The 22,874-nt window shown below is 44.3% G+C and carries 15 protein-coding genes; 13 read left to right on the top strand and 2 right to left on the bottom strand.

The window, feature by feature from the left end; all coding sequences use genetic code 11:
* The first annotated feature begins 8 nt into the window (after positions 1-8).
* The 11 genes from ACQY73_RS00975 (at position 9) to ACQY73_RS00925 (ending at position 14,691) form a co-directional block, all read left to right on the top strand.
* On the top strand, positions 9-1,730 hold the full coding sequence (locus tag ACQY73_RS00975; protein ID WP_428660201.1) for a RagB/SusD family nutrient uptake outer membrane protein: 1,722 nt from the start codon (positions 9-11) through the stop codon (positions 1,728-1,730).
* Positions 1,731-1,805: 75 nt separating this feature from the next.
* A complete protein-coding gene (locus tag ACQY73_RS00970; RefSeq protein ID WP_428660198.1) occupies positions 1,806-2,831 on the top strand; it encodes a LacI family DNA-binding transcriptional regulator in 1,026 nt (341 codons plus the stop codon).
* 40 nt (positions 2,832-2,871) lie between these two features.
* A complete protein-coding gene (locus ACQY73_RS00965; RefSeq protein WP_428660196.1) occupies positions 2,872-4,848 on the top strand; it encodes a glycoside hydrolase family 97 catalytic domain-containing protein in 1,977 nt (658 codons plus the stop codon).
* A gap of 224 nt (positions 4,849-5,072) precedes the next feature.
* Entirely contained in the window at positions 5,073-5,960 is an 888-nt protein-coding gene (locus tag ACQY73_RS00960) for an ROK family protein (protein ID WP_428660193.1), read from the top strand.
* Positions 5,957-8,329, top strand: a complete 2,373-nt coding sequence (locus tag ACQY73_RS00955; protein WP_428660190.1) for a heparinase II/III domain-containing protein — start codon at positions 5,957-5,959, stop codon at positions 8,327-8,329. The genes ACQY73_RS00960 and ACQY73_RS00955 overlap by 4 nt, the downstream gene beginning before the upstream one ends.
* Positions 8,330-8,682: 353 nt before the next feature.
* Positions 8,683-9,147 (top strand): IS200/IS605 family transposase, encoded by a 465-nt coding sequence (tnpA, locus tag ACQY73_RS00950; protein WP_428660187.1) that lies wholly within the window; start codon positions 8,683-8,685, stop codon positions 9,145-9,147.
* Positions 9,148-9,355: 208 nt separating this feature from the next.
* Complete coding sequence (locus ACQY73_RS00945; protein ID WP_428660184.1) at positions 9,356-9,592, top strand: glycoside hydrolase family 95-like protein; 237 nt, start codon at positions 9,356-9,358, stop codon at positions 9,590-9,592.
* Positions 9,593-9,775: 183 nt separating this feature from the next.
* The gene (gene kduI, locus ACQY73_RS00940) at positions 9,776-10,651 is read left to right on the top strand and encodes a 5-dehydro-4-deoxy-D-glucuronate isomerase (protein ID WP_428660181.1); all 876 of its coding nucleotides are present in this window, start codon (positions 9,776-9,778) and stop codon (positions 10,649-10,651) included.
* Position 10,652: 1 nt separating this feature from the next.
* Positions 10,653-11,789, top strand: coding sequence for a DUF4861 family protein (locus tag ACQY73_RS00935; RefSeq protein WP_428660178.1), 1,137 nt, complete (start codon positions 10,653-10,655; stop codon positions 11,787-11,789).
* A 45-nt stretch (positions 11,790-11,834) separates the two neighbouring features.
* A complete protein-coding gene (locus ACQY73_RS00930) occupies positions 11,835-13,433 on the top strand; it encodes a hypothetical protein (RefSeq protein ID WP_428660175.1) in 1,599 nt (532 codons plus the stop codon).
* Between the two features lie 70 nt (positions 13,434-13,503).
* A complete protein-coding gene (locus tag ACQY73_RS00925; RefSeq protein ID WP_428660172.1) occupies positions 13,504-14,691 on the top strand; it encodes a hypothetical protein in 1,188 nt (395 codons plus the stop codon).
* A 107-nt stretch (positions 14,692-14,798) separates the two neighbouring features.
* On the opposite strand, the gene ACQY73_RS00920 is transcribed toward ACQY73_RS00925, so the two are convergent.
* Positions 14,799-17,243 carry an outer membrane beta-barrel protein gene (locus tag ACQY73_RS00920; RefSeq protein WP_428660169.1) on the bottom strand — a complete coding sequence of 815 codons (2,445 nt, stop codon included), beginning with the start codon at positions 17,241-17,243 and terminating at the stop codon, positions 14,799-14,801.
* 260 nt (positions 17,244-17,503) lie between these two features.
* Here ACQY73_RS00920 and ACQY73_RS00915 point away from each other — a divergent pair, with 260 nt between their 5' ends.
* A complete protein-coding gene (locus tag ACQY73_RS00915) occupies positions 17,504-18,532 on the top strand; it encodes a sensor histidine kinase (RefSeq protein WP_428660166.1) in 1,029 nt (342 codons plus the stop codon).
* An 87-nt stretch (positions 18,533-18,619) separates the two neighbouring features.
* A complete protein-coding gene (locus ACQY73_RS00910; RefSeq protein WP_428660163.1) occupies positions 18,620-19,324 on the top strand; it encodes a LytR/AlgR family response regulator transcription factor in 705 nt (234 codons plus the stop codon).
* A 251-nt stretch (positions 19,325-19,575) separates the two neighbouring features.
* On the opposite strand, the gene ACQY73_RS00905 is transcribed toward ACQY73_RS00910, so the two are convergent.
* A complete protein-coding gene (locus ACQY73_RS00905; RefSeq protein ID WP_428660160.1) occupies positions 19,576-22,794 on the bottom strand; it encodes a S41 family peptidase in 3,219 nt (1,072 codons plus the stop codon).
* Between the last annotated feature and the right edge of the window lie 80 nt (positions 22,795-22,874).

Below are 22,874 nucleotides of genomic sequence, written 5' to 3'. Positions count from 1 at the left end.
CAAAGACAATGAAACGAATTACTATATTTTCAAAGCTCATCGCCCTTTCGCTGCTGTTTGTGAGCGTAAGTTGCAACAAGTTGGTGGACATGAAGCCAATCAACGAAATATCAGACGTAGATTTCTGGCAAACACCTGACCAATTCAAACTGGCGGCCAACGAATTTTACACCTATCTGTGGTCTTTCGGCACCATCTTGGACGACAATCCTCACGCTGATCGCCGTGGCGATTTTCTTTTCACCAGTGGAGGAAATACCTTCAGCAACGGTTCCAATACCATTCCCATCACCGACGGCAACTGGAATTACAGTCGTGTAAGGACAGTCAACTATCTCTTGGACAAAGCCGTGGCCTATCCAAAACCTTCCGACATCAAAACCTACGTAGCCGAAGCGAAGTTTTTCAGAGCCTATCTCTACTTCGATATGTTGCAGCAATATGGTGGCGTACCTATAGTTGATAAATTACTGAGTACGGAATCGCCTGAGCTATACGCTCCCCGCAACACCCGCGACCAAGTAGCCGATTTCGTCATTGCCGACATTGAGGCCGCCATCGCCGATCTGCCCCTTGAAAGTGCCATTGCAGCGGGCGACAAAGGCCGTATCAGCAAAGGTGCCGCGCAGGCATTTTTGGGTCGAGTCACGTTGTATGAAGGAACTTGGCAGAAATTCAGAGGCAATACTGCCCGCGCCAATGCCTTGTTGGACAAATCAATAGCCGCTACAAATTCTGTTATTACCGGCAATGAATACCAACTTTTTGCCCCGGCGGCGTTAGGAGACTCGGCGCAGAAATACCTGTTTATTCTGGAAAATCAGCAGTCAAACCCCGCCAACATTACCAAAGCGGCCAACAAAGAATACATTCTTACGAATCGCTACGACTTCGCGTCTCGCCAGATCCGAGTGAACATTACTCATTCTACCCTGAACAACGTGTATTGGTTGACCAAAAAATTTGTGGATTCGTACCTAAGTCAGGATGGTTTGCCGATTGAAAAATCACCGCTTTTCAAAGGCTATAAAACCACTACATCAGAATTTGAAAACCGTGACAACCGAATGCGGTACAATATGATGATCGACGGACGCTACTATTGGGACAACGAAAATCCGGGTGCCCGCACCACTTGGCGCGGTGATGTCGCCGACATTGCCGGCTCACGCGGTAAACACAATGCAGCTACGGCGAGTGGCTACGGCAATCAAAAATGGGCCACCGAGCGCCGCCTGAATGACAATGAAGAAGGGTACGATTATCCGGTTATTCGCTACGCCGAAGTATTGCTGAACTACGCCGAAGCCGTTTTTGAACGTACCGGAAGTATTTCGGATAGTGATCTGGACAAATCGCTGAATTTGGTGCGTAATCGCGTCAACAAACAAATGCCCAAACTGAGTAACACCTTCGTGAGTGCCAACGCACTGGATATGCGCACCGAAATTCGTCGTGAACGTAACATTGAGCTATACTTTGAAGGATTTAGGGTCGATGATCTGAAGCGTTGGAAAACGGCAGAAACGGAATTGCCTATGCCGGTTGAAGGCATTACGTGGGCAGGAACGGCCTTTGAAACGCGTTGGGCGGGCATCAAAGCGCAGGTGGTGAACGGTATCTATCGTCTGGAAAGCAATCGTAAGTGGGCGGAGAAAAACTACCTTTTGCCAATTCCTTCGCAGCAAATTCAGTTGAACAACAAACTGGAACAAAACCCGGGTTGGTAATCGATCTCTTCTTTTGAACTTCCCGAAAGTCCGAAATTTTCGGGAAGTTCAAAAACGTTCAAAAGCAGGCAATTCATGAAAAAAATGTCCATCAAGTCAATCGCTGACACGTTGCAGATTTCGACCGCTACGGTTTCGTATATCCTGAACGGGAAGTCGAAAGAAAAACGCATCAGCGAAGAATTGACGCAAAAGGTGTTGGAGTATGTCGCGAAAAACAACTTTAAACCAAACCACTTGGCTAAAAGTCTGCGCACCGGCAAAACCAACGTCATTGGCTTGATGGTGGAAGACATTGCCGATACATTTTTTGCGGGAATTGCGGGCAACATCGAAAACATTGCTTACGAAAACGGATACAAGATCATTTACAGCAGTACCAAAAACAACCCACAAAAGGCCAAAGATCTCATCAATACCTTTCGCGAACGCAACGTAGACGGCTACATCATTACGCCCACGGAAGACATTGAAGAAGACATTAAAGCCCTGATGAAAGACAATTTGCCCGTGGTTTTGTTTGACCGAAACTGCCGGGATGTAGAGTCCAGTTACGTAGGGATGGACAATTTTGACAGTGCCTATAAAGCCGTTAAATACCTCATTGCACAAAGCTATAAAAACATTGGTTTTGTAACGCTGGATTCCACCCAAGTCCAAATGATTGACCGTTTATTGGGCTACGAACGCGCCATTCACGAGCACCGTATGGCGTCTTTTATGATAAAATTTGATTACCTGACCGCTAAAACCGGTGACATTACGGAGGACATTGAGCAATTCATGCAGGAAAACCAACAATTAGATGCACTGTTTTTCGCGACCAATTATCTGGCCATCAGCGGCATAGAAGTGCTTGGACGTTTAAAGATCAAAATCGGCAAAGAAATCGGCATCGTCGTTTTTGATGACAATGACCTGTTCCGAATCCACCAACCAACGATTTCGGCCATTGCGCAGCCTGTTCATGAAATGTCTAAGCAACTTATTTTAACCCTCTTAGATCACATGAACGAAAGTAAACAGGAGTATAATACGCAAAAGCATGTCTTACCCGCAACGCTGATCAAACGGGCATCCTCCCAAAAAGATACTTTCTAATCGTTCATCCACCTTTTTTAACCAATAAGCATAATCGTTTATGCAAAAACGTACACTGTTATACACGCTCTTTCTATTGGCAAGCCAATGCGCTTTTGCCCAAAGCAGCATTCTTGAAACAACCCGCACCCGCATTGTCTCTCCCAATAAAAACCTGACTTGCCAAGTCTATCAAAAGCAGGACGCCAACGGCAAAAGAGCTATTTTTTATACGGTCAGTTATAAAGATCAGCCGGTCATTTTTGAGTCAGCTCTTGATATTCAATTGGATAACCATCTTTCTGAATTGGCGATGGCGCTGAAAGTGGATAAGACCCAAAAATGGTGCGAAGACATGGTATATCTCAAAACCGAAATCTCCCAAAAAGATACCATTTGGAAACCCCTTTACGGCGAACGTTCCCTGATAAAAGATAACTACGCGGCGGCAACGATCTCTTTCCAAAAAGCGAGCAATGCCGATTACAAAATGCAGATCCAAGTACGGGCTTACGACGAAGGTATTGCGATCCGTTACTTTTTTCCCGAGAACCCCAAGGGTAGTTATTACCAAATCAAAGCCGAAAATACCGAATTTGCTTTACCTGAAGGCACTACGGCTTTCTACACACAATGGGCGCAGGCCAACTATTTTCCAATGCCTTTAAAAAATTGGGTTGACGACTGCGAACGGCCTTTGACGATGAAGCTGAAAAGCGGCTTGTACGTCAGTTTGGCCGAAGCCGCCATGGTCGATTATTCCCGTGGCAAATTCAAGCTCAGCACCGAAAAGCCCAACACCATCGTTACGTCGCTCGACGACAAAGTAGACGCTATCACCTACTTCGGCACACCGTGGCGCGTCATCATGGTTGCCGAAACTGCCGGCAAACTCATTGAGAACAACGACATAATTCTCAATTTAAACCCCCTTCCCTCAGAGGGCGGTGCGACACCTCGCAAGGGTCTCCACTCTTCCGGATTTGCAATTCGGACGGAAACTGCTTCGGATTTAAAATCCGATCCTTGGTCATGGGTAAAACCCGGCAAGATCATCCGCGAAATGACCCTCACCACCGAAGGCGCCAAAACGGCCATTGATTTTGCCCAAAAGCGCGGTTTGCAATACATTCTTTTCGATTGGAAATGGTACGGCCCCGCCCTCACATGGGACTCTGACGCCACACAGGTAAAAGCACCAATGGATATGCCCGAAATTGTTAACTATGGCAAAGAGAGAGGGATCGGTATTTGGTTATATGTCAATAAACAGGCGCTTGTCAAACAGGCCGACGAGATTTTCCCTTTGTATAAAAAATGGGGCATAAAAGGCGTAAAATTCGGTTTTGTGCAGGTTGGCAGTCACCGTTGGACAGTTTGGGTGGAAGAGATGATTAAAAAATGTGCCGAAAATCAACTCATGGTCAACATTCACGACGATTGGCGACCCACGGGCGAAATGCGCACCTATCCCAATCTGATGACCGCCGAAGGAATCCGTGGCAACGAAGAAATGCCCGACGCCACCCACAACGTAACGCTGCCTTTTACGCGCTACATTGCCGGCGCAGCCGATTATACGATCTGTTATTTTGACAAACGCCTCAAAACCACCCACGCCCACCAATTGGCGATGGCGGCGGTGTATTACAGTCCGTTACAGACATTGTACTGGTACGACAAACCCGCACTGTACGAAGGCGAACCTGAATTGGAGTTTTGGGAACATATTCCCACATCATGGGACGAAACGCGCGTAATACAGGGAGAAATTGGCCAATTCATCACCACCGCCCGCCGCAGCGGCAATGATTGGTTCATCGGTACTATGACCAACAACGACGCCCGAAACCTTGAGATCAGGTTCGATTTTCTGCCCAAAGGCAAAAAGTACCAAGCCAAAATCTACGCAGACGACGACACCGTACCCACCAAAACCAAAGTAGGTATCCAAACCCGCGAAGCAGACAGCAATACACTATTAAAAGTGAATTTGAAAGCTTCCGGCGGGCAGGCGATATGGTTGAAGCAATTATAGACCTATGGGTATTGTCCATGCTTTTTCTACAAATAGGTAGTGGCGGCGGCCGTCCGATCCTACGGCAAAAAATAGGAGATTTACCAATTGCTACCTATTTGCAGAAAGAAAATAAAAAATTGCTCCATATGATCGGACGGCCGCTGCTATCTATTTGTAGAAAATCAAAACATCTAACATGCCAATGCTCCATAGGAGCTACCCCAATAGACTAAAATGAAATCATGAACGCATACATTGGAGTAGACATCGGCGGTACACACATTACTGCCGCACTTGTCGATATTCATTTGGGAAAAGTAGCTGAACATTCATTACATCGTTCTAAAGTCAATCCGCACGCCCAAGCCGGGGAAATCTTAGCCATTTGGGCCGACACTATTCGTAAAGCTATTGATTCTCACGAACTTCAACATTGTCTGATCGGCATTGCCATGCCCGGGCCGTTTGACTATAAAACCGGCATTTGTGTGATGCAAAATGTCAACAAATACGATTGTTTGTACGGCATTAACATCAAAAATGAGTTAGCGAGCCGCTTAGAAATAACTCCTCGACAAATCATTTTCAGGAACGATGCCGAAGCTTTTCTGGAAGGTGAAATGCTCTTTGGCGTGGGCAGAAATTTCGGAAAAGGGTTGGGAATTACGCTCGGTACCGGCCTGGGAACTTCTTTATTTGAAAACGGAAATGCGCGTGATCTGGCCTTGGGTATTAACCATCCATTGCACAACGGTGTAGCCGAAGATTTTATTTCTACGCGGTGGTTTACAGGCCGTTACAAAGAACTTACGCAAAAGCCATTGGCCGGGGTAAAAGAGCTGGCAGCGCACTATGATCAAAACCCTTACGCCCGACAGCTCTTTGCCGAATTTGGTCAAAACATCAGTACCGTAATGGGAGAATTTGCAAAAATCTACGCCCCCGAAATCATTGTTTTTGGGGGAAACATTGCCAAGGCTTCCCATTTATTTTTTCCGGCAATCGAAACCGGCATAGCGTCCTTCATGCCTAAAATCCTCCTCAAAAAATCAACCCTCGACGAATATGCCGCGTTGATGGGGGCGGTTGGATTCGGAATTTCACAATTAGCTAACACTCAACCCCAATGAAAAAAATCTTCTTCCTCTTCATAAGTTGTTTCCTGTTTAAGGTTGCATACGGACAACAAAAAAAGGCACACCCTTACCTGTTTTATACCAACGAGCGTATTAAACAAACCAAAGAACGCATCCAAACCGATACGGCAATGGCACGGGCCTGGAACACCATGCTTCAACGCGCCGATAAATCACTGAACGAAAAGAGCGGAAATTTAGAAACACTTACCCTTGCTTACTGCATGACAAGCGATAAAAAGTACGCCGAAAAAGCAAAAACCTTATTATTGGATTGGGTAAATCGACCGCAATGGGATGGTATGGACGACCGCACACCGCGTTGGAATTCAGGCCTGGGAACCGCTCGAGGCTGTTTTCAATCGGCCATTGCTTTTGATGGAATTTACGATATTCTCTCCCCAACAGAACGCAAAAGCATTGCCGATAAAATCGTAAAATTAGGTATTGAACCTTCTATTAACGATTGGGTGTCGGAAGACAAACGCATTCATTCGCTCAATTCGATGGGGCATAATTGGTGGGCAGCGGTGGTGTTTGAAGCAGGCATTGCGGCGTTGGCCGTTATGAACGAAGAACCAAAAGCCAAAGGCCGGGCCGAAGAAATCATGCGGGCGAGCAAGGAATGGTTTACTTTTGCGGGAAGTGTATTGGAAAACAAACCATCCAATTTTGACCGCGACGGCGGGTTTTATGAAAGTGTCAATTACGCCAATTTTGGGGTATCCGAATATCTTTATTTCCGTTTAGCATGGACCAATGCCTTTGGAAAAGTCAGCATGCCTTACGATAATACGCTGGAAAAAACGGTCGATTGGTTCATAAATACCTCCTACCCTACCTCCAAAGGACGCATGTTTTCGCTCAATTTCGGCGACTCCAACGATCATGCCAATGGCGAACGCCCCGCTAAATTGCTACTGGCATTGGGTTTGGGAAAAGAACATTATCGTTGGTATCTCAATGAAATAGGCAACAGCGAAGGGCGCGAAGACATGAATCTCAATACACCGCTGGGCTTGCTCTATCATCCAACGGAAGTAGGATCCAAGAATAAGAATAATGAATCCAAAATCGTAAATCCAACATCCAAAACCTCCAACCCTTTACCTCTTTCCGCCATTTACAAAGACATGGGTTGGGGAATGCTACGGTCTTCGTGGGCGAAAGACGCTACGCTGTTGGGGGTAAAATCGGGTTTTACCTGGAATCACGCCCACGCCGATGCGGGTTCGTTTGTGCTTTATCATAAAGGAAAATATTTACTGATCGACGGCGGCGATGTCAGCTATGGACAACCCGAATACAGTTCCTATTTTGTGCGCAGCGAAGCCCATAACATCATGCTTTTCAACGGTAAAGCCCAAGATCCGCAAGACCAATACTATGCCGTAAAAAACGTGGGACAACTCCACCATTTGATTGACAGCGGTAATTTGAAATACATCATGGCCGATGCCACCGCGCCTACTTCCCGCTATTTTCTGCGAAATTATCGCCATTTTTTATGGGTCAACAATGTGATCTTGGTGTTGGACGACCTAAAAACCTACGAAGCGGGTAAGTTTGAATTTTTGTTGCATTACCAAAACGAAGCCAAAAAGAAAGGCCCGGACCTCGAAATCACCAATGGCGATGCTTCTGTATTGTTTCGTCCATTATTTCCCGAAACCCTGCCTTTGGGTTATCCGCATGATTTTCCCGATAAAATGAAACTCGAAGAACGGCAGGGCATCAAAGACCGTGATGCCAAAACTAAGATTCCGTATTATGCACTTTCTCCCGCCGAACCGTCGCGGCAAACAAAGTTTCTGAACGCCATTCTCTTATTGGACGAAAATAATAAACCTACCGAAACCTTTGTGGGGTCGTCAGGGGCCAATGGTGCGGTATCCCGCACCAACCTGCCCTTCATCGAAAAGCTGGAAGGTACTAACATGATCGGGGTGAAGCTCACCCAAAACGGAAAAGTGACGATGGTCTACCTCAATCTCCTCGCCGACGGTCGCCTCATGCACCGCAACGCCAATAATACCATTGACGGCTGGGAAACCGATGCGTATTTAACGGCCATTACTTTTCCCGAGCATGCCGATCTTACCAACCCCGACAACGCCACATCCATTTTTGTAAGTAATGGAAGTTATTTAAGGAAAGACGGAAAAACGTTTTTGCATTCATTATCCAAGGTTTTTATGAATGTGTCTTACAACAAAGACAAAATGGAGGTACAACTGGACGGCCAACCGGTAATGCATGTTTCATTGCGTTCGGTGCAAAAACCGCAATCGGTTTCGGTCAATGGAAAGGTCGTAACAGCGGAGCATTTGGGTCAGAAGATGGTATTGGATATCGAAAAATGAGTTTTCAGGGTAGCCCCTACGGGGCATAGCATCAAAATTATCCGGAATTTTTTTCTACAAACAGGTAGCCCCTACGGGGCATTATTGTGCCGTAGGGGCTACCTGTTTGTAGAAAAAGGCATAAAATCAACAAAATCCAAAATGCCCCGTAGGGGCTACCTATTTGTAAAAAAAACATAAATTTTTACAAAATCCAAAATGCCCCGTAGGGGCTACCTATTTGTAGAAAAACATAAATTTTTACAAAATCCAATGCCCCGTATGGGGCTACCCTTTCTTATTTAAACGCTACTAATTTACAAAAACACGTCTAAACCCAAACGAAATGCCCTTAAATAAAAATCTTGATTACCATGCCCAATACCTACACCCAATTATACATTCATTGTGTTTTTGCCGTGAAATACCGAGCCGCGGTCATTAAACCCGAATGGGAAGACCGGCTTCATAAATACATCACAGGTATTGTACAAAATAATGGTCATAAAATGTTGTCCATCAATTCTGCATCAGATCATTTGCACTTGTTAGTCGGTTTACATCCCAAGCAATCCATTTCAGAAATGATGCAGCTTGTTAAAGGCGACAGTTCAGAATTTATCAATAAAGAAGGTTTAACAAAGCGTAAATTTCAATGGCAGGAAGGTTATGGTGCATTCAGTAACAGTCGTTCGCAAATAGACAGTGTTATCAAATACATTTTAAACCAAAAAGAACACCACCGTAAGAAAACTTTCCGGGAGGAATATTTAAACATCCTGAAAGATTATAATATTGATTTTGACGAAAAATATATTTTCCATGAATTATTGGATTGATGTTATTTGCCCTTTGGGTAGCCCCTACGGGGCATAGCACCAAAATTAACCGGAATTATTTTCTACAAACAGGTAGTGCCTAACGGCACAAAATACGGCACTGTTAAAAAATCAACTGATCCAAAATAGCCCATATTGAATATTTATTTACAGAAAAGGCACAGCAATATTCACAATGCCCCATCGAGGTTATATGTTTGTAGAAAAAATGACAGCAAATCGCGACGGGTTTGAAATTGTAAGCTTGGAATGGAAAAACGGGAAAATCTCCAAAGTAGTGATCAAGTCCAACCTTGGAGGTAATTGCCGCCTCAGAGTGTCGAATGAGTTAAAATTAACCCGTAGAGACGTAAAATTGCATATATCTACAACGACCACCGAAAATTTCAATCTATTTTATCAGACCGAGAAAATAGCGCCCCCTATTGTAATCACTAAAGAATAGGAAAGAATAAATCAACAACTCATTGACTTATAATAATTTACCTAACAAAATAGCCTTTTCATATCATTAGAGTCGGGAATTGTCAAGTCCGGTAAAATCGTTAGTGGCAGAAGAAAAATCTATCTGAAACAGTATAAATTCATTTTTGCGCCCATCTATCTATTGGTTAACAAACAAAATCACATGCAAAAGCCACAAAACGAAGACCTATTAAACCGAAATTTTTCTTTTGAGAGCCGTTATGCCAGCTCCCCCAATGAAGTGGAAGGGATGAACACGGCCCAAATCAGGAAGAATTTTCTCATCGACAACCTCTTCACCCCCGACCAATTTCGTTGGGTTTTATCTTTTTTTGACCGCTACCTAACGGGCGGCATCATGCCGGTCAATAGTTCTGTCAGCTTGCAAACACCTGACCAATTGAAAGCCGCTTATTTTTTGGAACGTCGCGAATTGGGCATCATTAACGTTGGCGGCCCCGGTCGGATAACGGCAGACAGCGTTTCCTACGATCTGGAATTCAAAGAAGCACTTTACATCGGGCAGGGTACGCACGATATTTCGTTCATTTCTCTTGATCCCGAAACTCCCGCTAAATTTTACCTTAATTCCACGCCCGCCGTCCAACGCTACCCAACGCGTAAAATCTCACGCACCAACGCGGAAGTGGTCGAACTGGGAAGTATAGAAACCGCCAATCAGCGTACCATCAATAAGTTGATCGTCAATAGTGTATTGCCCACCTGCCAATTGCAAATGGGCATGACCGAGCTCAAAACAGGAAGTGTTTGGAATACCATGCCTGCACATACCCACGACCGACGCATGGAGGTTTATTTCTATTTTGAAGTTCCGCAAGGGCAAAGCGTGTGCCATTTTATGGGCTTACCGCAGGAAACCCGCCATATTTGGATGCAAAATGAACAGGCCGTGATTTCACCCAACTGGTCGATCCATTCGGGAAGTGGCACTTCAAACTATACCTTTATCTGGGGAATGGCCGGAGAGAACCTTGATTATGGCGATATGGATTTTTGTCCAACCCCTGAACTGCGCTAACATGAAGAAACTTTTCATTTCTACCTTATTTCTGAGCATCAGTTACAGCTTATTGGCACAAAAAGGGCTGGTCAGAATTACAAATTCCAACGATGTGCCTTTGACACAGACCGTTGTTGAAATTCCGTGGGCAACCGTATTGGCTGCTTACCCGCAGGCAGACACCGCACAATTGCAGATTTCTCAAGTTGGCAGCGGCCGGGAACTTCCTTACCAATTGGAATATCGTGGACAAAAAACGGTGCAAAATGTATTGGTTCAGGTGACGGTCGGGGCAAACCGGAGCTTGCAATTGTCGTTAAAGCGCGGAAAACCGATCAAGATCGCCCCAAAAACGTATTGCCGCTACGTTCCCGAGCGATATGACGATTTTGCCTGGGAAAACGACCGCATTGCGTTTCGTATCTACGGAACCGCGCTCAACGGTCGCTCCGATAACGCCTATGGTACCGATATTTGGGCCAAACGCACCGACCGGCTCGTACTCAACAAATGGTACAAAAGTGGTGATTATCACAAAGATCACGGCGAAGGATTGGATTATTATCACGTTGGCTTTAAACTCGGTGCGGGCGATGTCGGCGTTTTGTTGAATGATACCATTGGTTTTATTCACAATTACAAAACATGGGAAATTCTGGACAATGGCCCGTTACGGTCTACGTTTCGGGTAAAATACGACCCTTACACGTTCAACGGAGTTACCGTCAACACCACGAAAATCATTTCATTAGATGCCGGTTCACAGTTGAGTCGCATTGAAGTTCAGGTAGAACATACGAGTCCAAAACCGCTTCCAATGGTGGCGGGTATTACGATACGGCCCGAACCGGGAAAACTGCTGCTCAACGAACAGGATGGGATTTTGGGTTATTGGGAGCCTACCCACGGTGCCGACGGAACACTCGGCATTGGCTGTTTATTCCCCAAAAAAGCGCCCTCCATGCTTTATAAATATGGTCACGGCTTGGCTAAATTAAGTGCGCGTTCCGGCGAACCACTGATTTATTACAGCGGCGGCGCTTGGGACAAAGCCAACATAATTACAACGGGCGAGGCGTGGTTTGCTTATCTTCATCAATTTGCAGATCAACAAAAAAACCTTCCAATCGTTTCAGCAGTACAAAGCGGAAAATAAACGTTCTTATTTTAATTGCTTCTCTAAATTTCAGTTCATTTTTATATGCAGGTCAGCTTCAAATCCCTATTACCGGTTCTTTTTTCATGCTTTTGGGGATTTGAAAGCCTTGCCCAAGTCTGGCAATGGTCAGTATCCGTCCACAGCGTTATTTCCAATGAGACCAACGCTCATCCTCAGGCTTTTCTCTGGATTCCGGAGGATTGCAAACGCGTGCGGGGCGTCGTTTTGTGTCAGCACAATATGATCGAAGAAGGAATCTTGGAAAACACTTCTTTTCGTAAAACCATGACTGAACTCAGCTTTGCCGAAGTATGGATCACACCGGGCTTGGATATTACGTTTGATTTCAACAAAGGCGTTGGCCGACATTTTGAGCGCATGATGAATGCATTGGCCGAAGTATCAGGGTATGAGGAGTTAGCCACCGCTCCTATCGTTCCCATGGGTCATTCGGCTTATGCAAGTTACCCTTGGAATTTTGCGGCATGGAGTCCCGAACGAACGCTTGCCGTGGTTTCCATTCACGGGGATTCTCCTTTAACGAAATTGACGGGAAGCGGTCGGCCCAATCCCGATTGGGGCACTCGTACCATTGAAGGTGTACCGGGACTGTTTGTGATGGGAGAATATGAATGGTGGGAAGCGCGCATCCAACCGGGCTTTGAGTATGTCGAAAAATACCACAAAACACCCATTTCATTTTTTGCCGATGCAGGGCATGGACATTTTGATTATTCTGCCGAATTGATTGATTATCTGGCATTATTTATTAAAAAAGCGGCGTATTACCGTTTGTCCAAAAAAGGGAAGCAATTACTTCAACCCATTGACCCGCAAAAAGGTTGGCTGATGGACCGATGGCACAAAGACAGTTTATCGCCTGCTCAAGCCATGCCGTACGCACTTTATAAAGGAAATCGAAAACAGGCTTCGTGGTGTTTTGACAAAGAAATGGTTGACGAAACCGAGCATTTTTACGCCCAAGCACGAGGAAAAACAAATCAACAATTAGGTTTTATTCAACACGGAAATATCATAAAACCCGCAGGCGGTCACGCCAATTACAACCTCAAATTCATGCCGCTGGAAGATGGTATCAGCTTTCATTTAAAAGCGTTTTTTGCCGATACGTCACGGATAAAACCTGCGGCCAAGCATCCGAAAAGCAAAGTGAGTGTAGATCGAATTTGCGGCCCCGTAAAAAAGATCAACGATACAACCTTCCAAATCAGCTTTTATCGAATGGGCTTCAACAATCCCAAACGCTCCAACGATATTTGGCTGTTGGCTTCCAATAGCGGCAATGAGCATTACAAATCTGCTGTGCAACAGTTGGATATGCATTTCCCGTTGGTAAATAAAGAAGGAAAAGCGCAGAAAATCACGTTTGACTTTATCCCGAATCAGAAAGCAAACATTATCTCTCTTTTGTTAAATGCTTCTTCCGATGCAGGTCTGCCCGTGTATTACTACGTCAAAGAAGGGCCGGCGGAAGTTAAAGGTCAAACCTTATTGTTCACTAAAATTCCTCCAAAATCTACGTTTCCAATGAAAGTTACCGTTGTCGCCTGGCAATACGGCATTGCGGGAAAAGTACAATCGGCAGCGCCGGTGGAGAGGATCTTCTATCTTGAGAAATAAGTTTCCGTCCGGTTACGAATTTTGGCGTAATTTTAGTGAAATAATGAAGCCCAAAAAAGATAAACAGCCAATGAGATACGTTCTGCTTCTTTCAACACTTTTATTGATTCAAACCGTTTTTGCACAATCAACATTGACGGTCATTAGAGCAACTTCTAAAAATGTAGCCATCAACGATGGAGGTTTTTTAGACAAAAACGCATGGTCACTTTCACCGAAGATCAAACCGGACATTTTTACGGCCGATAGAACGCGAAAAACAAAATGGGTCATTTTTTATACAGACATTGATTCTATAAAAGTGAAAGTAAAGCCCGGCACAAAATTCAACTTCATTGTTTTATTGAACGGAAAAGATTCCTGCTATACCCAAATTGCCAGCGCAATTCCTCCGGAAAATATCCTTAAAAATAAAATTGCTACGCACGACACCATCCCCTTTACGCTGACCTCTTTTAACGCGATCCATGTAAAATCTGTCATCAACGATACGGATACGTTACATCTGCATTTCGATGTCGGTTCTTTTGATTTTCGATTAATAAAAGACGCCATACTCAAAAAGACAAAATTACTGTCGAACCAACCCGATGCTTTAGCCGGCAAGACCGCTCCCAATTATAATAATCTCAACAAGATCTTTAAATTACAAATGGGAAATTTAGTTTGGAATAACCCTGAAATCGTTCCGACAGGATTGACCTCGCACGATATGGATGGGCGATTTGGGTGGAATTTATTTGAAGGGAAACAGGTTGAGATCGACTATGATAACAATCGTTTGATCATCCACTCAAAGTTGCCGAAAATCCTGAAAGGCTACGTCAAATCAAAACTGGAGTTTATTCATTCTTTTGTCTGCGTGAAAGGAGCTTTTGAAATAGAGAATAAAAAATACGTAGGCCATTTTTTACTCGACACGGGTTCGGATCAGGCCATTATTTTAGATAGTGTATGGGCGAGCAAACAAAACTTTCCTACAAATTTGAAACTTATTAAATCATCGGTGCTTAGAGATCCGAGAGGCGTAACATATGAAACGAGAACCGTACTTTCTCCGCTTCTGAAAATCAATGATTTTGAAGTTATCAATGTTCCGACACTTCTTTTGGGGAGTAAAAACCCGGTAGGTTTTGAAGTCAATTATTTGGGCAATGATCTTCTGAAGCGATTCAATACCATATTGGATTTTAAGAACGACTACATATACCTAAAACCAAATAAATTAATGAGCTTAAAATACAAAGCAAGCTCTTAAAGTCTATAGTTAGCGATTAGTCGGTACGCCGGTCGGGTTGTGAGCAACCCGACCAATTGTTAAAGCAATACTTCAAGTTTCAAAACTTCCAAGTCTTCAACCGGCCGTTAATTCACGCGTCCCTTTTCATCGTCAGCCGCATTGTCGTTGTGGCGGCGCTTACGTGCGAAGGTATCTTTGCCGAAACGATACGTAAAAGCTACGCCAATGCGTTGAGTATCTGATTCATTGGTCTGAAAAAATTGCGCCTGCCTGATACTGACCGAACGGTTATGCCGAATCCACGAATGAAAAATATCATCTGCGGAGATGCGTATACTTGCTTTGTCTTTCCATATTTTCTTTTGCACAGCCCCGCCCACTCGGTACATCATTCCCGTATACGCCTGCCCGTTTAGGTCTGTGCTGGCATAATACCCGCTCAGATCGGCGCTCCAACCTTTGTTGAATCTGAATTGATTGTACATTTCAAAACGAGCCACATACGCGTTTGGGATCAATTTTTCGGTATAACTCATGCCGTTTAACCCCATGTGTGATAAGCGCAAGGTATAGATCAGATTCCACCATTTGGCGGGCGAAACAGACACTGTGGTGTTGAGAAGCAGCATAAAACCCTTGGCTACGTTGTTGGGACGCGTAATAAAGATCGTATCTACAGCTTCGGTGGTTTGAAAGATCACGTTGGTAAAACGGTTGTAGCTCAAGCCCATTTGCAACCATTGTTTATGCTGAAATTTTAACTCGATACGGTTTTGGTATTGCGGTAGCAGCAAAGGATTACCGGCGGTATATGAGTATTGATCTCTAAAGAAAAGAAACGGATTAAGCGATTGATAATCAGGGCGATTTATTCTGCGCGTAAAACTCAAATTCAACGAATTCTTATTCAAACTGTCCAGTTTATAATTGATAAATACACTTGGAAACAGCTTTGTATAATTTTTGGTAAAAGTGCTGCCCTGTACCACTTCATTGCCCAATTGGTTGCCACGAGCTTGGGTAGTTTCTGCGCGCAACCCCAACTGCATTCCCACCCGTTTCCATTCTTTCCGGGTGTTGAAATAGGCCGCATTGATGTTTTCGTGGTACTTGAAATGGTTTGATTTTCCATTGTCAATCTTCTGAACATTCTCTTTTATGTCAAAATAATTAGATGTATTGTCGTTCTCGATCACACTTGACTTAACTCCTGTTTCCCAACTTGCCTTGTTTTTTAAAGGATGCACATAATCGGCCTTGGCCGTATAAATATTGATATTTCCGGGAACCATGTATAAGAATTCATCACTATCGGTCAAGGTGCCTTCGGGCAGGTAACGAAGATTCTGTACGCGCTGATTTCCGTTTGATCGGTAATTGAGATAGTTCACATCCGCTATCAACTCCCGTCCTGCTTTATTGAATTTGTGCTGAAAATTCAGGTTTCCGGCAAAATTTTTCCGTTTACCCTCCCCCAATGTATTGCCTTTACCGATCGCGTCGATTTGGCGAAGTGTATTGTAGTTATTGCTGCTGTAATCTACATTGTCAATTCCTGTGCTTTTGTTCATGTTGACCAACAAACCATAGGTCGTTTTGGGAGAAGCGGCATAATCCAACCCAAAGATCGCATTCAATCCGTTATTTTTGGAAAGGCGGTTATTGAGCAACAAAACCGAAGAAATCTGCCGTCCGTTCGCGTCATAAAAACGGCGGTCAAAAATATCGTTGTTATAGTTTTTCTCATTATTAAGTCCCAGATTACCAAATAGATTGATCTTTTTATGATTATAATTCAGGTTGATACTTCCATTATTTCTGCCGTATACACCTTGACTGGACCCCATTGAAATATTTCCCGTAAACCCTCCCACTCTGTTCTTTTTCAGTCGAATATTAATGACGGCATTACCGGCAGCATCGTACTTGGCCGATGGGTTATCCATCAGTTCGATCTTATCCAACAGTCCACCCGGCAACGACTTCAAATAAGCGGCCAAATCTTGCCCCGACATGTAGGTGGCGCGGCCATCGATCAGCACCAAGATGCCGCTTCGGCCGTTCAGACTGATCTCGCCATTGCTGCCGATGGTCACACCGGGCGTTTTTTCCAACACTTCCAGTGTATTGCTCGTAGCGCTGCTGATCATGGATTCTACATTTACGATGGTTTTGTCAATATCCTGTTCGATCAACGGGCGTTTAGCCTTCACTACCACTTCTTTCAATTCAATGTTCTTGGCCGGTAAAAGAACGATAACGGGCAAAACAAAGCTGCTGCGCGTATCGTCGATCGTAAGTGCCACGCTCATATACGGCTTTTGGCTCATGGCCGTGATCGCCAACAGATAGGTGCCGTTTTGCAGGTTATTGAATTGAAATTTTCCGTTTGCGTTGGTAATTTCTCCCGAAATCATGGTCGAATCCGTTGCTTTCAGTAATTTAACCGTTGCCCCCGGAATGGTTTCATTCTGGGTATCTTTGACTGTCCCCGAAATAGTTTTAGGGGATGTTTGGCCGAAAAGAGTAAACGATAAAAGCGTTAAAAATAAAATGGCTGATGTTTTCATTGACGTGTGTGTTAGTGATGAGAATCGGCTTAATGATTGTTGGACAAAGATCAAAGCCGTTGCTCACGCCCTGAAAAAATCATGTCGAAGCTTACCGAGAGACTGACAGACATTCATTTTTGCATGATAAACAGGTTTATGTGCTTCCAAAAGGTTTCCGGCATGGATTTAGGCGTATTCATCCTGAAAATGGCTGTACATTTACTGAATTCCTCAACTTTGCCCACTGATCTAATAAAATACACGTAAACAACACGCTTATGAGTAGTTCAAACAATCATTGGCTAATCTCTTTCTTTGGGAAGAATCTTTATATTTTTTTATCGCTTCTCTGTAGTATTCCTTTCTTTTTTTTACTTGAAATATACGTAAGAAGTATCGGTATCGGCGAAGATGAGGCCGTTGCCGCTACGGTTACATTCTTATTTGTGATAGGTGTATTTTCAGGAAGATACGTTTCTCAGCTTTGGGTGTCTACTTCCAAGCCGATCAGCAATGACTACATCTTCAGTTTGGCCGTTGTGATCATCGGTCTTGTTATTGCGCTGGCCGCCATTCAGTTCCAACACGCAAGAATCTTCCGTTCTCTGTTCTGGATTCCTGTTGCACTCATTGGATTTATACTGGGAGTTTTGATAAAAATAGTTCGCATCAATGTCAGTTACCAATTGCGCGAAGCTCAAACGACCGCTGCGCAAAGCAAAAGTGAATTGCAGCTTTTACAGTCTCAGTTGAGTCCGCATTTTTTGTTCAATACGCTGAATAATCTCTACGGATTGTCGATCACGCAGCACGAAAAAATCCCGCCTTTACTGCTGAAATTGGCGGATCTGCTGCGCTACTCGGTCTATGACGCCAAAGAAGTGTTTGTTTCTTTGAATGACGAATTAGCGTATATTAACAACTATATTGACTTTGAAAAAATACGCATCGGAGAACGGTTGCTGCTTCGGACAGCCATTGAACCTCTTCCCAAACCCGACATCAAAATTGCGCCGATGCTGTTGATAGTATTTATTGAAAATGCCTTTAAACATTCTAAAAACACGGCTGACGAGACTGTTTTCGTAGAAATAACCTTAAAAACGTGGGCTGATTCTATTCTGTTTTCGGTAAAAAACTCGTATGGCCCTGCGCAGGAAGTTGAAAATACGCGCGAAAAACACAGTGGTTTTGGCCTCACCAGTGTTAAAAAACGATTGGAACTCCTTTATCCTAATGAGCACGATTTGAAGATCGAAGAAAAGGATAGTTTTTATCACGTCATGTTACAGTTGAAAATGAAGTAGTTTTATTACCATATAAGGCATTTAAGGAAATATAAGATTTCTCATATGTCCTTAAATGCCTTATATGGTTTAAAAATTCGCCCAATAATGCCCCAAATCAATTGCCTGATTGTCGATGATGAACCCATAGCCCGGGAAATCATCAAAGCGTATTGCAGTCACTTGCCGATGCTTCACATTGTGGCTTCGGTTGGGAATGCATTGGAAGCCAAAACAATTCTGCAAACTCAAAAAGTAGACATTCTTTTTTTGGACATTAATATGCCCGTACTCAACGGCATAGCGTTTCTGAAAACCCTCAAAAATCAACCGCAGGTCATTTTTACGACTGCCTACAAAGAATACGCCGTCGATGCTTTTGACTTAGCCGCCATTGATTATTTACTGAAACCTTTCTCGCTCGAACGTTTCATTGTGGCCGTTGACAAAGCGTTGGAACGATTGAATGTGGCGGAACAAGGAATAACGGAAAACGAAAAAACGGAAGATTATTTGTTTCTCAAGGCCGATGGCAAGATATACAAAATCATGCACGATGAACTGTTGTTTGCCGAAGCGCAGGGCAATTACATCAAAATTATCACACCCCAAAACACGTTACTTCCGAGCATGACCTTTTCGAGTTTTGAGGAGCTTTTGCCCAAGTCGTTGTTTCTGCGTGTGCATCGCTCTTTTATCATCAATAAGGCCAAAATAACGCACATTGAAGGAAATCGTGTTTTTATTCAAAACCACGAAATTCCCATCGGCAGCAGTTACCGGGATGATTTTTTGAAGAGCTTGGGAATTTAACAGATCACTTTACAATTTGCCGCTAACTTCAACATTAAGTGTAAAAGGGTAGCCACTACGTGGCAAAATGCCCGGTCATTTGTTAGTTTCTACAAATAGGCAGTGCCTAAGGCACAAAAATGCCTCGTAGATTCTACCTTGCGACCAAAAAAAGCATGCTCCGTAAAAGCTATCCTTACAAGGGGTTGGATAATTCTTCTACGGAGCATTTAACTCATGTACAAGTACAACGAAATTTTTAGGAACTCATTTTACTTTTTCGCATTAATTTCCTTTAATAACGCGTCTACGGCCGCTTTTAGTTGGTCATCCGTACCTTTTGCGATCCAATCCGGTTGGTTTTCTACGATAATGTCGGGAACCGCCGGGCCGAGTTCCTGATTTTTATCAGTGGTTTTGGTAAACCAGCCTCGCAAAGGCAAACGCACGAAAGAGCCATCCATCAAACCTTTCCCGCCCGTTGAAATTACCGAGCCGTTGGTCGGCACACCTACTAATTTACCAATTCCAAGCGTTTTATAAGCGTGTGAAAAGATTTCGGCATTGGAATAACTTCCTTCATTACACAGCGCAATCGAAGGCTTCGTCCATGCGGCATACACTAAACGTTCGCCAATCGGGTAATAATCCTTGAACTTCAACTTGTCTTTTTCCAGATCTTCGCTTGCTCCTCTCGGAATGGTGTAGGCGTGCTGTTTGTAATTTAAAATGGTCATTAAATAATCGGCCGTAGAGCCGCCGCCGTTGTAGCGAACGTCAATGATCAAGCCATCTTTTCCGAAGCCGGCCGCCGTAAATTCTCTTTCCACTACTTCAAAACTTGGAAAATCCATGCCTTTGATGTGAATGTAGCCTAAACGACCGTTGGAGAATTTCTCAACCAGTTTCTTTCTGTTTTCAACCCATTCGTCATAGAGTTTATCAGCAATATTGGCCGTCAATCGAATGGTTACTTCGCGCTGTTTTCCATCAACGCCCCGCACGCTCAACAATACTCTTTCATTCACCAAACCATTCATCAGTGCATGAAAATTTTCATTATCGTTGACACTTTCTCCGTTGACCGCCGTAATTACGTCACCTTCATTCAACTTGCTTTTTTCTTTACCGGCAGGTGCATCCGGAACTACGTGCGCTATTTTCACCCCACCACTCACGGGTACCAGTTCTGCTCCCAACAACCCCGTTGCTTCCCGTTGAGTATCGGTTCTGTCGGCTACGGTCAGGCCCATGTGGCTGGAATTGATTTCGCCCAACAGCAAATTAAACATATCTCTGAAATCATTGCCCGTGCTGGCATTGACACAACGTTCTTTGTATTTATCGTGCAGTTTTACCCAATCATGTCCGTGAAATTTAGGGTCATAAAAACCGTCACGAATGGTGCGCCATGCTTCTTCAAATACTTGGGTGCGTTCGGCCGTGTAATCAATTTTCATTTTGGCCACGTAGGGTAACGGTTCGGAGACACTTGTTTTGGCGTCAATCCTGCCCAAAGCGCCCATTCTGGTAAAGTATAAGTACTTGCCTTCTTTATCCATCGTCACGTTGCTCGGGTTATTACCGCCTTTGGTAATCTCTTTGAGCTCTTTTCCGTCCCATTTGATACTGTATAAGTCTCTTCCTTTGGCATTGCTGCTGGCCGTGGTATAGTAAAATGTCTCTCCGTCTTTTGAAATAACCAAGTCGCCTTCATCTCCCGCAAAACCGGTGACCTGTACCAAGCGCTCGTGGATTTTGTCAAAATCAATTTTAATGGGCTTGGGTGCTGCGGGTTTCGCATTTCCTCCTCTTGCCGGTGGCGTTTCGGCAGCCGGGGTATCCCGTTCCTGCCAATCCTGCGTTTCTTTTTCCCAATCTTCTTTTTTGAGCCACACAAACCAAATATCGTTGCTTCGCTCGGCGCTGCGTCCTGAAATAAAGCCCAGTTTAGAACCGTCAGCACTCCAATACGGGCGTCCGTCGGTACGTGGGTGCATCGTCACATTGACCGGTTTTGTCGAATTATCGGCAGCCTGAATGAAGATTTCCTGATTGAAATATAAATCACTGATGGCGTATGCCAACCACTTACTGTCGGGACTCCACGCAATGCCGTTGGGAGCATCCCAACTGTCACTCAGAATTTTTTCGTTGGACAATTTACCGTCCGCGCTGATTTCTGCCACTACAAAAGTGCCCCTTCCGCGCACGTAGGCAATCTTTTTACCATCCGGCGAAACCGTCAGCGCCGTTTCATCACCGGGCGTTTTTGTGACTTGCGTTAATTGATGTTTTAAGCTTTTGAAGATATTCCGTTGCGTGGTATCGGTCGAGCGAGCCATGTAAATATCAAAATTCCCGTTGGCGCGGTCGCTGCTGAAAAGCAATGTTGAATCATTCAGCCACGTAGGTTCTACATCCCGAAACGCATGTTCCGAAGCATTGATACTTCTTGATTTCTCTTTGTCTGCTTCTTTGATAAACACCTCACCACGAATCGTGTATGCTAACAATTTTCCGTTGGGCGAAACTGCATAATCGCTTGCTCCCGTCGTCAACGTTTTTTGCTCGGTTGCATCCAGACGCTCGTCGGCGCTAATCAGCACATTTAATTTCTGAGCCGAACCACGCTCCGTTTTCATGGTGTACAGGTTCATATCTTTCTCGAAAACAATCGAACTGCCATCTCCCGAAAGACTGAAAGAGCGAATGGATTCATCCTTATAGTTGGTCAGTTTTTCGGGCGTATTCGTGGCTTTTCCATTGGCATCCATTTTCAGGCGGTACAAATTGTAGGAACCGTCGTTGCTGCTCAAAAAGTACAGCGAATTGTTTCCACCCCATTGCGGCAACACATCATTGGTTTCAAACCCCGGAAGTTGCTGATAGGTCTTATTTTTTGTGTCATAAATCCACAAATCACGGTCAGAACTTCCTTTGTATTCCTGACGAGCTACGGGATTGATGTCACCACGTACAAAGGCCAGAAAACGACCATCGGGAGACAAAACAGGGTCATGCCCAACGGCATCCAGAAAGCGAGATTCTGTTCCCCCTTTCGGGCTGATAGAATATACTTCATTGGGACGTTCGATCTGCTTAAATTCCCGATTGGTCAAAAACAGAATTTTATCCGCCTGCGTCCAGCTGGAAACCAAATCACCACCCGAGTGATACGTCAAACGTTTCGGCATTCCTCCGTCAGCAGGCATTACAAATACATCATTATTGCCAAAACGGGCGCCGGAAAAAGCAATTTGGCTGCCATCAGGACTAAAAACCGGATTGCCTTCATACGCTTCGTGAATGGTGAGTCGGGAAGCTTTTCCACCCGAACTTGGCACTGTCCAAATATCTCCCTGAAAAGAGAACGCTACCAACGATCCATCCTTATTGATGGCCGGTTGACGCAGCAAGAGTGGATTTTGGGCCTGTAGGTAAAAAACTGATAATAAAGCAATTGTTGAGGTAAAGATGTTTTTTTTCATTCTTAATTAGTGTGTTGATTTTCATTAGGCATTCTAAAAAGGGTATTAACGACTAAAAGTAAAGGTAATCCTGATTTTCT

Origin of the sequence: Runella sp. (genome assembly GCF_965279615.1) — a bacterium.
Classification (GTDB): domain Bacteria; phylum Bacteroidota; class Bacteroidia; order Cytophagales; family Spirosomataceae; genus Runella.
The sequence above is the reverse complement of the archived record's forward strand: the minus strand, read 5'-3'. Positions and strand labels throughout refer to the sequence as shown.